This is a genomic window from Burkholderia ubonensis, from assembly GCF_902833085.1.
GTDB lineage: Bacteria > Pseudomonadota > Gammaproteobacteria > Burkholderiales > Burkholderiaceae > Burkholderia > Burkholderia ubonensis.
In genome coordinates this window covers 289,328-301,153 of sequence record NZ_CADFEB010000011.1, presented here as the reverse complement: position 1 = coordinate 301,153, position 11,826 = coordinate 289,328, and the positions used below count along the sequence as shown (strand labels likewise).

Sequence of the window (11,826 nt, the reverse complement as noted above, 5' to 3'; positions counted from 1 at the left end):
CGCCCCGGCCCTTCTTGCATGTGGACCTAACGCCTGCGATAGAGCCCGGTAGCGTCCATCTGGTTCGACGCCTGCCGCTGCGCCGGCTCGGGGTGCGCGCCGACGCGGCGGATCGGCTGTGCGTGATGCGTCGGGGGCGGCCTGTTCCGCAGTTCCGCGGTGCGGATCGGCGCGGCATGCGCCCGTACGCAACCGGGTGCGGCACGGGCCTTGCACGGGTGCGCGGCAACCATCGTGCCCGGCGCGTGCGCGGCGCTAGCATGTCGCACGCCGGCAGGTGCCGCGCTTGCGATCGTCCGGTCCGCGGGTTGATCCACGCTCGGGCCGGCGGGCGCGTCGGCCGCGAGCTGGGCTTCGTCGAGCGAATGAAACGGATAGGCCGGCAGCGGCAGCATCGGCAGTGCCGGATCGCCGAGCGGCGGCACCAGGTCCGCCGGCGTGCGCAAATCGCCGATGATCACCGATGCACCCGGCAGGTTCGATGCGCGGCAGACGGGGTCCGCCTGGCACATCTTGTCGAGCGCGACGTAGCCGCCGAACACCAGCACGAGCGTCGCGAGGCTCAGTATCGGCGCCGACGACGCGCGCGGTTGATGAATGGCGACGTGATGCAGAAAACGCGCGATGCGCGCAGGCCAGCTGTCGAACGACGGCCGCGCCGGGCTGCCGGCATGCACATCGAACGGCCAGTTCCACTTTCCGCATACGGGGCAGTGCTCGAGCGCGCGGAAAGCGACGAAGCCGCACTGACTGCAGCGATAACCGGTCGCCTGTCGCGATCTGGCATGCGTGTTCAGCGCACCCGTCAGGGTGTCGCGTGCGATGACTTTCCGGCTGAGCAGGACTTGCATCGTTCGACGAGGACAGATTCGCCCGACTGACCGAACGAAATCTGCCCGGATCCATTCATGCCGCGCGCTCCATGGCGGCGTCGTACCGACCGCGACAGGCCGCACCGTTCAGGCGCGCGCGCAGGAGCAGCGCTTGCTGCGCGTCGCGCACATTGGCCGCCTGTCCCTTCCAGGCTGCAAGCGGCGGTTCCTGCAGCGCGCGTCCATAGGAAAAGCTCAACAGCCACGGCCGTCCGGAGCGGCGATTCATCGCGTCCAGATTGGCCGTCGCTTCCTCGGGCGTCTGCCCGCCGGACAGGAAGAAGATGCCGGGAACTTCGGCCGGCACGACGCCGCGCAACAGACGGACCGTCGCGTCGGCGACCTCGTCGGGCGCCGGTTGTGCCGCGTGCTCCTTGCCCGGGACGACCATGCTCGGCTTGAGCAGCATGTGCGCCAGCACGACCCGATGCCGATGCAGCGCGTCGAACACCGCATGCAGCACCGCGTCGGTCACGGCCGCGCACCGCGCGATCGAATGATCGCCGTCGATCAGCACTTCCGGCTCGACGATCGGCACGATGCCGGCTTCCTGGCAGATCGCCGCATAGCGTGCCAGCGATTCGGCGTTCGCGTCGATCGCGAGGCGGCTCGGCAGCGTATCGGACACGTTGTACACCGCGCGCCATTTCGCGAAACGCGCGCCTTGCTGCTTATAGCGATCGACGCGAATCGCGAGCCCGTCCAGCCCTTGCGTGATTTCGTCGCCGGGCGCGTGCGCGAGCGGTATCTTGCCCGCGTCGACCTTGATGCCGGGCACGATCTGCTGGCGCTCGGCGAGTTCGGGCAACGGCGTGCCGTCGTCCGCGCGTTGCCCCAGCGTCTCTTCATACAGGATGACGCCGCTGATGAATTCGCCGAGGCCCGGCGTCGACAGCAACAGGCTGCGCCATGCGCGGCGGTTCTCCTCAGTCGATTCGACCGCAATCGTCTTGAAGCGCTTCGCGATGGTCGGGCCGCTTTCGTCGGCGGCCAGCAAACCCTTGCCGTCCTGCACGAGTGCGTCGATCGTCGCCTGGAGTTCGCTGTCGATGCTCATCTGATCTCCTCCATGAAGACCGCGATGCAGCGCCACGCGGCCGGGTCGGCTCCACGTTGCGCGTCGCAACGTCAGTGCTCCGATCTTCATTTTTTGTCGCGCGTCGATCAGAACGCAAGGCACGCGATGATTATGATTTACGCGCGATCGGCACGGCACGCCCCGTGCTACTGACGCTGCCGCGCCGCGAGCGCGCCGATGATGCGCATCGCGTTCTCGACGGCGGGCGTCCACGGGCGGCCGTAGTTGAGCCGGACGTAACGGCGGAATCCGCCCGTCGCGGAAAAGATCGGCCCGGGCGCAATGCTGATGCCGTTCTCCATCGCGGCGCCGAACAGGCGCAGCGCATCCACGCGCGGCGGCAGTTCGATCCACAGGAAATAGCCGCCGAGCGGGGTGCATACTTCGGTCCCCTGCGGAAAATACGCGCGCACCGCCGCGATCATCTGTTCCTGATGCGCGGCGAGATTGCGCCGCAGCTTGCGCAGAAAGCGGTCGTATCCGCCGTCTTGCAGATAGCTCGAAATCGCCAGTTGCGCCGGCACGTCGGCCGACGGCGCCGCGACGCATTTCGCCTGCCGGATCTGATGCACGTAACGCCCGGCCGCGACCCAGCCGATGCGGAAACCCGGCGCGAGGCATTTCGAAAACGAGCCGCAGTGGAGCACGAGCCCGCTATCGTCGTACAGTTTGGCGGGCCGCATCGGCGCGGGCCCGAAATACAGTTCGCTGTAGACGTCGTCTTCGATCAGCGGCACCTGATGCGCGGCGAGCAGGTCGATCAGCGCGCGCTTGCGCTCGTCGGACAACGTCGCGCCGGTCGGGTTGTGGAACGACGTCATGAGCCAGCACGCGCGAATCGGGTGCTGGTCGAGCGCTTCGGCGAGCGCGTCGAGATCGAGCCCCGTGCGCGGATCGACCGGGATTTCTACGGCCTTCAGATGCAGGCGCTGCACCGCCTGCAGCACCGCGTGGAAGGCCGGACGTTCGATCGCGACCAGTTCCCCGGGGCGCGTCAGCGCCTGCAGGCTCAGCGTCAGCGCCTCCAGCGCGCCGGTCGTGATGACGATTTCATCCATCGGCAACGCGGCGCCCGCGATCAGGTACCGCAATGCAATCTGCCGGCGCAGCCCTTCGTCCCCGGGGGGAAAACCGGACAGCAGCCGCGTGCGATTCATGTTGCGCGCCACCGACGTGACGCAGCGCCACAGGCTGCTCATCGGAAACAGCGAATAGCTGGCGAACGCCGATCCCAACTGAACGACGTGCTGATCCTTGATGGAATCCATGAGCCTGGCGAGCGCATCGTCGACGCCGCTGCGTGCAACGGGCGCCTTGCGCGGCGGGCCGTGGCTCGGGCGCGCGCGCTTGTCCCCGACATCCGAAACGAAATAGCCGGAGCGCGTTCGCGCGACGATCAGGCCCTCGCTCTCGAGCAGGTAGTACGCACGGAACACGGTCGTCGGGCTGACCTTGAACGCCTTGCTGGCATCGCGAATGGTCGGAATGCGCGCACCGGGCACCAGATCGCCGCGCCGAATGGAATCGGCTATCGTCTGCGCCAGCGCCGCGTATCGCTTCATGCGTGTCCTCGGCCGATCCGTGCCTCGTTGAAAAAAAGAGTAGCACGGGGCACGTCGCGCACCATCTGGTCCTCATATCTGATCTGCTTGTTTTTTCAAGGCCCTGATCCTTTTCATTCGTCCGATTAGCGGGCATCCTCTCGGCACCTTTTTTCATCCGGTGTCCAATCCAGACGGAATTCACGCTGCCCGACGGCTGATCCGTGGTCCTGAGCGTTCGCGCAGGGCCTTGTCTGCCGGCGTCTCCACCTCTCACCCAGGAATACCCAGCGTGAAATTGAAGACCCTCGTCGCGGGCCTCGTGGCCGGTATCGCCCTCAATCTTTCCGGCGGTGCGGCCGAAGCGGCATGCATCAGCAATCCTCCGGCCCAGTCCAACGCATCGTTTCCGAGCGCACTGACGGGCAAGCTCGTCTATCACAGCTACGTCAACTACGGCGACGGCACGAGCCAGCTGTTCCTCTACGATTTCTCGGCGCGCACGCTGACCCAGTTGAGCAAGAGTTCGTGGGGCATCACCGATCCGATGAACGGCGTGTTCAGCCCCGACGGCAAGTGGCTCGCGTTCATGGGCATCATGAACGGCGCATGGAACGTGTTCATGGTTCAGCTCGGCACCAGCAATCCGCCGATCAACATGACCAACAGCACGGGCGCCACCCGCAACGAAGACCCGAAATTCAGCGCGGACGGCAAGTCCCTCGTGTTCAAGCAGAACGGCGACGTCAAGCAGGCGACGCTGTCGTACACGAGCGCGGGCCCGGTGTTCACGTCGGTCGTGAGCCTGACGAACGCGCCGGCCGGCGCCGAGTATTCGATGCCGTTTCTCGCGCCGGACGCGAGCGCCGTCTACTACGCCACCGGCACCGGCGCGAACATGGGCCTGATGAAACGCACGATCGCGACCGGCGCCACGGCCGTGTTCGATAATCCGGCGGGCCTGCAGACCTACTATCCGATCGTGCGCGCGGACGGCACGGTGTTCTACGCGCGCTGGAAGGACACGAGCCAGCTCGACCAGATCTATTCGAAGACCTCGGACCCGGCGTCGACGCCGAACCAGCTCGCGATCAACGACTGCATCAGCAACAACTCCGATCCGGCGCCGGTGAACGGCACGAACTACGTGTTCTTCTCGTCGACGACGGCCGGCGGCTATCAGCTCTACGTGGGCGACGTGACGACCGGCCAGCGCTGGAGCCTGTCGCAGTTCGGCGTGAACGCCGACACCACGAAGGCCAAGCTCGGGTCGAACTACTACGGCGGTGCGGCCGCCGGCCAGACCACGCTGCTGTCGCAAGGGCGTCCCGCTGCCGCGTCGGCCAGCTACAACTCGTCCCTGACGCCGGACAAGGCATTCGACGGCAACACCACCAGCACGCGCTGGGATTCGCCGGAGGGCGCCGGCGTCGATCCGCAATGGATCTCCGTGGATCTCGGGGCCGTGAAGACCATCAACGGCGTCGATCTCTACTGGGACGCCGGCGCGCTCGTCTACCAGATCCAGACGTCGAGCGACAACGTGAACTGGACGACGATCTACTCGACCAGCAACGGCGTGGCGTGGGGTCATGTCGCGATCCCGAATCTCAACGGCCACGGCCGCTACGTGCGGATGTACGGCACGAAGCGCGCGACGCAGTGGGGCTACTCGCTCGACGAAATGCAGGTGTGGGGGTATTGAGCGTCCAGCGCAAACGAAAAAGCGGCCAGCAAGGCCGCTTTTTTACGTCATGCGACGCAGGCGTCACGCATGCATCGCGAGCGACGCCGGGAAGGCCGACGCGCCGCCGCCCGCCCCCTGCGCGAGCGGCGCAACCTGCTTGCGGCGCTCCCGCGTCGGCGCCACGCCGAACGCGTCGCGGTAGCTCTTGCTGAAATGGCACGCCGACTGGAACCCGCACGCCATCGTGATGTGCATGATCGACATGTCGGTCTGCAGCAGCAGCTCGCGTGCGCGGCGCAGCCGCAGCGTCAGGTAGTAGTGTGTCGGCGTCATGCCGAGATGCTCGCGGAACAGCCGCTGCAGTTGCCGCTGCGACATGTTCGCGAGGCGCGCGAGCTCCTCGCGCGACAGCGGCTCCTCGATGTTGTTCTCCATCAGCGAGATCACTTCGAACAGCGACTTGTTGGCCGAGCCGAGCCGCGCGACGAGCGGCATCCGCTGCTGCGCGCTCGTGTCGCGCACGTGCTCGACGATGAACTGCTCGGCGATCTGCGTGACGCGCGCGGTGCCGACGCGCGCGGCGATCAGGTTCAGCATCATGTCGAGCGGCGCGACGCCGCCCGTGCACGTGATGCGGTCGCGATCGATCACGAACAGCTCCTTCAGGAAGCGCGTGTCGGGAAACTCCTCCTTCAGCGCGGACATGTTCTCCCAGTGGATCGCGCACGCGTAGCCCGCGAGCAGGCCCGACTTCGCGAGCGCATAGGTGCCCGTGCACAGGCTGCCGAGCGGAATGCCCGAACGCGCGAAGCGGCGCAGCGTCGACAGGTGGGCGGCGGTGGTCGCGCGCTGCACGTCGACACCGCCGCACACGAACACGATGTCCGGCTGCCCCGCGCATTCGGCCGGGCCGGTGTCGACGGTCAGGCCGTTGCTCGCCGTGACCGGGCCGCCCTCCGGGCTGATGACCGACCAGCGGTAGAGCGGCTGGCCGCTCAGGTAATTCGCCATCCGAAGCACCTCGATCGCATTCGTGAACGCGATCATCGTGAAGTTGGGCAACGGCATGAACGCGAAATGAGACAGCGACGCTGTGCGGTCGGGCGACATGGGGAGCGTTCCTAGAATCTCTGCTAATAGCTATGGCCCGAGGCACAAAATCGGGCTGCGGTATTGTGTGAGCGAGCGCAACAAGCGTGCCATACGGCGAAACCCTAGCTACATACGTTGATTTGGCTCAAGTGCGTTGCTGCACTGCACCGAATTCGTGACCGGCTGCACCCGCGACGGGCGGCGGCGGCACCGCGGCAGTGCCTGCCGGCCATTGCCGCGCTGCGGCGGCGATGCTTGGCGATCCGAAAAAGCACGATCGGTCACTTGTATAAAACGGACGCGCATGGCGGAAAAGGCAAAGAACGCGTCTAAATTCATCAATCGACCGAAAATCCGAACGACAAGAATAGAGCCGTCGGCAGCCATGCCCTGGACATGCCGGAAACCCAGGCGCGGCGGGCCTCAAGCATTGATTGCCGCCCACTATTCTTCGTCACGGATGCTCTATGTCGAACACCCAGTCTTTCTTCTCGCAGCCCCTCGCCGAGCGCGACGCGCCGGTCCGCAGCGCCATCCTGAAGGAACTCGAGCGACAGCAGTCGCAGGTCGAGCTGATCGCGTCGGAAAACATCGTGTCGCGCGCGGTGCTCGAAGCGCAGGGCTCGGTGCTGACCAACAAGTACGCGGAAGGGTATCCGGGCAAGCGCTACTACGGCGGCTGCGAATTCGCCGATGAAGTCGAGGCGCTCGCGATCGAGCGCGTGAAGCAGATCTTCAACGCCGGCTACGCGAACGTGCAGCCGCACTCGGGCGCGCAGGCGAACGGCTCGGTGATGCTCGCGCTCGCGAAGCCTGGCGACACGGTGCTCGGCATGTCGCTCGACGCGGGCGGCCACCTGACGCACGGCGCGAAGCCGGCGCTGTCGGGCAAGTGGTTCAACGCGGTGCAGTACGGCGTGAGCCGCGACACGATGCTGATCGACTACGACCAGGTCGAGGAACTGGCTCAGCAGCACAAGCCGAGCCTGATCATCGCCGGCTTCTCCGCGTATCCGCGCAAGCTCGACTTCGCGCGCTTCCGCGCGATCGCCGACAGCGTCGGCGCGAAGCTGATGGTCGACATGGCGCACATCGCGGGCGTGATCGCCGCGGGCCGCCATGCGAATCCGGTCGAGCACGCGCACGTCGTCACGTCGACCACCCACAAGACGCTGCGCGGCCCGCGCGGCGGCTTCGTGCTGACCAACGACGAGGACATCGCGAAGAAGATCAACTCGGCCGTGTTCCCCGGCCTGCAGGGCGGCCCGCTGATGCACGTGATCGCCGGCAAGGCCGTCGCGTTCGGCGAAGTGCTGCACGCGGACTTCAAGACCTACATCGACAACGTGCTCGCGAACGCGCAGGCGCTCGGCGAAGTGCTGAAGGCGGGCGGCGTCGATCTCGTCACCGGCGGCACCGACAACCACCTGCTGCTCGTCGACCTGCGCCCGAAGGGCCTGAAGGGCGCGCCGGTCGAGCAGGCGCTGGAACGCGCGGGCATCACCTGCAACAAGAACGGCATCCCGTTCGACACCGAGAAGCCGACCGTCACGTCGGGCATCCGCCTCGGCACGCCGGCCGGCACGACGCGCGGCTTCGGCGTCGCGGAATTCCGCGAGGTCGGCCGCCTGATCCTCGAGGTGTTCGACGCGCTGCGCGCGAACCCGGAGGGCGACCATGCCACCGAGCAGCGCGTGCGCCGCGAGATCTTCGCGTTGTGCGAGCGCTTCCCGATTTACTGATCGACACCGACAAGACCAGAGACTCAAGCGAGAGGCAGATATGAGCACGCTGCATCAGGACAGCATCATCATCGACGGGCTGAACATCTCGAAGTTCGAGAAACCGGTGTTCGAGGACATGCGCCGTGGCGGCATCACGGCCGCGAACTGCACGGTGTCGGTGTGGGAGAACTTCACGAAGACCGTCGACAACATCGGCGTGATGAAGAAGAAGATCCGCGACAACAGCGAGCTGCTGACGCTGGTGCGCACGACGGAAGACATCTTCCGCGCGAAGAAGGAAGACAAGACCGGCGTGATCCTCGGCTTCCAGAACGCGCATGCGTTCGAGGACAACATCGGCTACATCGAGGCGTTCGCCGACATGGGCGTGCGCGTCGTGCAGCTCTGCTACAACACGCAGAACCTGGTCGGCACCGGCTGCTACGAGCGCGACGGCGGGCTGTCCGACTTCGGCCGCGAAGTGATCACCGAGATGAACCGCGTCGGCATCATGGTCGACCTGTCGCATGTCGGCGGCAACACGTCGTCGGAAGCGATTGCGTTCTCGAAGAAGCCGGTGTGCTATTCGCACTGCCTGCCGTCGGGCCTGAAGGAGCATCCGCGCAACAAGAGCGACGAACAGCTGCAGGAGATCGCCGATGCGGGCGGCTTCGTCGGCGTGACGATGTTCGCGCCGTTCCTGAAGCGCGGGATCGAAGCGAACATCGACGACTACATCGAGGCGATCGACTACGTCGTGAACCTGATCGGCGAGGACGCGGTCGGCATCGGCACGGACTTCACGCAGGACTACGCGAAGGAATTCTTCGACATGCTGACGCATGACAAGGGCCGCTATCGCCAACTGACCAACTTCGGCAAGGTGATCAACCCGGACGGCATCCGCACGATCGGCGAATTCCCGAACCTGACCGCGGCGATGGAACGCCATGGCTGGAAGGAGTCGCGCATCCGCAAGATCATGGGCGAGAACTGGGTGCGCGTGTTCAAGGACGTGTGGGGCGCGTAAGCGCCGCATCGAGCCGAACCGCCACCCGCGATTCAACATTAAAAAAATCGGGACGTGCCCGCGCAAGCCGCGCGGGCGCGCGGACGATGTCGCGCCTGCGCACTGAGCCGCGCGGCCAATTTCCTCACGGAGTCACCACGATGCAACCGCAACTGCCGATCGACGTCGATCCCGATACCGGCGTCTGGACCACCGACGCGCTGCCGATGCTGTACGTGCCGCGCCACTTCTTCACGAACAACCACGTCGCCGTCGAGGAAGCGCTCGGCGTCGAAGCGTATGCCGAGATCCTCTACAAGGCCGGCTACAAGTCCGCGTACCACTGGTGCGACAAGGAAGCGAAGCTGCACGGCCTGACCGGCATGGCGGTGTTCGAGCACTACCTGAAGCGCCTGTCGCAGCGCGGCTGGGGCCTGTTCTCGATCATCGAGGCCGATCCGGCGACGGCGCGCGCGAAGATCGAGCTGCGCCACTCGTCGTTCGTGCTCCAGCAGCCCGGCAAGGAAGGCAAGCTCTGCTACATGTTCGCCGGCTGGTTCGCCGGCGCGATGGACTGGGTGAACGACACGACGCCGGAAGGCAAGGGCGCGCCGCGCTCGCAATCGAAGGAAGTGCAGTGCGCGGCCGAGCACCACGACCACTGCGTGTTCGAAGTGTCGCCGCTCGCGCACTGACACAGCAGACACGGAACAACACCCGCAACACGAGACACACGAACGCCAGAGGTCGCCAGCGATGCGTTATCCCCACCTGTTCAAACCCATGCAGCTGAACCAGCTGACGCTGCGCAACCGGATCGTCAGTACCGCCCACGCGGAGGTGTATGCCGAGCCGGGCGGCCTGCCGGGCGACCGCTACATCCGCTATTACGAAGAGAAGGCGAAGGGCGGCGTCGGCCTGGCGATCTGCGGCGGGTCGAGCCCCGTGTCGATCGACAGCCCGCAGGGCTGGTGGAAATCGGTGAACCTGTCGAACGACAGGATCATCGATCCGCTCACGCGCCTCGCCGACACGATGCACAAGCACGGCGCGAAGATCATGATCCAGGCGACGCACATGGGCCGCCGCTCGTCGTTCCACGGCGAGCACTGGCCGCACCTGATGTCGCCGTCGGGCGTGCGCGAGCCGGTGCACCGCGGCAACGCGAAGATCATCGAGATCGAGGAAATCCGCCGCATCATCGGCGATTTCGCGGCGGCCGCGAAGCGCGTGAAGGCCGCGGGCATGGACGGCATCGAAATCTCGGCCGCCCACCAGCACCTGATCGACCAGTTCTGGAGCAAGCGCTCGAACCATCGCACCGACGAATGGGGCGGCAGCCTCGAGAACCGCCTGCGCTTCGGCATCGAAGTGCTGACGGCCGTGCGCGAGGCGGTCGGCAAGGATTTCTGCGTCGGCCTGCGCATGTGCGGCGACGAATTCCACGAGGACGGCCTCGATCACGAGGCGCTGAAGGAAATCGCGCAGGCGATGTCGGAGACGGGCCTGATCGACTACCTGAGCGTGGTCGGTTCCGGCGGGGATACGCACAACACGATCGCGAACTGCATGCCGCCGATGGCGCTGCCGCCGGAGCCGTTCGTGCACCTCGCGGCCGGCATCAAGTCGGTCGTGAAGATTCCGGTGATGCACGCGCAGAGCATCCGCGACGCGGGCCAGGCCGAGCGCCTGCTCGCCACCGGCATGATCGACCTGGTCGGCATGACGCGCGCACAGATCGCCGATCCGCACATGGTGATCAAGATCCGCGACGGCCGCGAGGACGAAATCAAGCAGTGCGTCGGCGCGAACTACTGCATCGACCGCCAGTACAACGGCCTCGACGTGCTGTGCATCCAGAACGCGGCCACCTCGCGCGAAGCGACGATGCCGCACATCATCGAGAAGTCGCGCGGCCCGAAGCGCAAGGTGGTGGTGGTGGGCGCCGGCCCGGCGGGCCTCGAGGCGGCGCGCGTCGCGAAGCTGCGCGGGCACGACGTGGTGCTGTTCGAGAAGAACACGGAGGTGGGCGGGCAGGTGATGATCGCCGCGAAGGCGCCGCAGCGCGAACAGATGTCGGGGATCATCCGCTGGTTCGACATGGAAACCAAGCGCCTGGGCGTCGACCGCCGCCTCGGCGTGGCCGCCGACGAGAAGATGATCATGGCCGAGAAGCCGGACATCGTCGTGCTCGCGACGGGCGGCTCCAGCTTCACGTGGCAGGTGCCGGCGTGGGGCGTGGCCGAGGGCCTGGCCGTCAGCTCGTGGGACATCCTGACCGGCAAGGTCGAGCCGAAGCAGAACGTGCTGCTGTTCGACGGCGTGAGCACCCATGCGGGCGCGGGTGTGGCCGACTTCATGGCGAGCCGCGGCTCGAAGGTCGAGGTCGTCACGCCCGACGTGAAGGTGGCCGACGATTGCGGCGGCACGACGTTCCCGATCTTCTATCGCCGCCTGTACGCGCTCGGCGTGATCCCGACGCCGAACTATATGCTCGACCGCGTGTATGAGGAAGACGGCAAGAAGATCGCCGTGCTGCGCAACGAGTACACGGAGGAGCTGGAAGAGCGCGCCGTCGACCAGGTGGTGATCGAGAACGGTTCGTCGCCGAACGACGAGCTGTACTGGAAGCTCAAGCCGGAATCGCTGAACCGCGGCCAGATCGATCCGCACACGCTGTTTGCGGCCGAGCCGCAGCCGTGCCTGTCGGAAGAGCTCGGCAACGGCCGTTTCCTGCTGTTCCGTGTCGGCGACTGCATCTCGATGCACAACGTCCATGGCGCGATCTACGACTCGCTGCGTCTCGTGAAGGATTTCTAACGC

Annotated in this window: 10 protein-coding genes; 5 read left to right on the top strand and 5 right to left on the bottom strand. The window is 66.0% G+C overall.

Annotation, left to right across the window (positions count from 1 at the left end):
• Positions 1-26: 26 nt before the first annotated feature.
• From HWX31_RS29630 to HWX31_RS29620, 3 genes are all read right to left on the bottom strand, one after another.
• Positions 27-851 carry a hypothetical protein gene (locus HWX31_RS29630; protein WP_174964934.1) on the bottom strand — a complete coding sequence of 275 codons (825 nt, stop codon included), beginning with the start codon at positions 849-851 and terminating at the stop codon, positions 27-29.
• A gap of 55 nt (positions 852-906) precedes the next feature.
• Positions 907-1,929, bottom strand: coding sequence for a class I fructose-bisphosphate aldolase (locus tag HWX31_RS29625; RefSeq protein ID WP_174964936.1), 1,023 nt, complete (start codon positions 1,927-1,929; stop codon positions 907-909).
• A gap of 167 nt (positions 1,930-2,096) precedes the next feature.
• On the bottom strand, positions 2,097-3,512 hold the full coding sequence (locus HWX31_RS29620; RefSeq protein ID WP_174964938.1) for an aminotransferase-like domain-containing protein: 1,416 nt from the start codon (positions 3,510-3,512) through the stop codon (positions 2,097-2,099).
• Between the two features lie 271 nt (positions 3,513-3,783).
• Between HWX31_RS29620 and HWX31_RS29615 the strand changes: the two genes are divergently transcribed.
• Positions 3,784-5,196: a discoidin domain-containing protein gene (locus tag HWX31_RS29615; RefSeq protein ID WP_174964940.1), complete on the top strand. Its 1,413-nt coding sequence runs from the start codon at positions 3,784-3,786 to the stop codon at positions 5,194-5,196.
• 63 nt (positions 5,197-5,259) lie between these two features.
• Here the strand turns inward: HWX31_RS29615 and HWX31_RS29610 are convergent, their stop codons facing one another.
• Positions 5,260-6,288, bottom strand: coding sequence for a GlxA family transcriptional regulator (locus HWX31_RS29610; protein WP_174964942.1), 1,029 nt, complete (start codon positions 6,286-6,288; stop codon positions 5,260-5,262).
• Between the two features lie 108 nt (positions 6,289-6,396).
• On the bottom strand, positions 6,397-6,657 hold the full coding sequence (locus HWX31_RS29605; RefSeq protein WP_244143881.1) for a hypothetical protein: 261 nt from the start codon (positions 6,655-6,657) through the stop codon (positions 6,397-6,399).
• Positions 6,658-6,737: 80 nt separating this feature from the next.
• On the opposite strand from HWX31_RS29605, the gene HWX31_RS29600 reads away from it, so the two are divergent.
• From HWX31_RS29600 to HWX31_RS29585, 4 genes are all read left to right on the top strand, one after another.
• Entirely contained in the window at positions 6,738-8,012 is a 1,275-nt protein-coding gene (locus tag HWX31_RS29600; protein ID WP_174964944.1) for a serine hydroxymethyltransferase, read from the top strand.
• 40 nt (positions 8,013-8,052) lie between these two features.
• The gene (locus HWX31_RS29595) at positions 8,053-9,024 is read left to right on the top strand and encodes a dipeptidase (RefSeq protein ID WP_174964945.1); all 972 of its coding nucleotides are present in this window, start codon (positions 8,053-8,055) and stop codon (positions 9,022-9,024) included.
• Positions 9,025-9,164: 140 nt separating this feature from the next.
• The gene (locus HWX31_RS29590) at positions 9,165-9,698 is read left to right on the top strand and encodes a DUF5943 domain-containing protein (RefSeq protein WP_059609693.1); all 534 of its coding nucleotides are present in this window, start codon (positions 9,165-9,167) and stop codon (positions 9,696-9,698) included.
• A gap of 61 nt (positions 9,699-9,759) precedes the next feature.
• Positions 9,760-11,823 carry an NADH:flavin oxidoreductase gene (locus HWX31_RS29585; protein WP_059609692.1) on the top strand — a complete coding sequence of 688 codons (2,064 nt, stop codon included), beginning with the start codon at positions 9,760-9,762 and terminating at the stop codon, positions 11,821-11,823.
• Positions 11,824-11,826 lie beyond the last annotated feature (3 nt).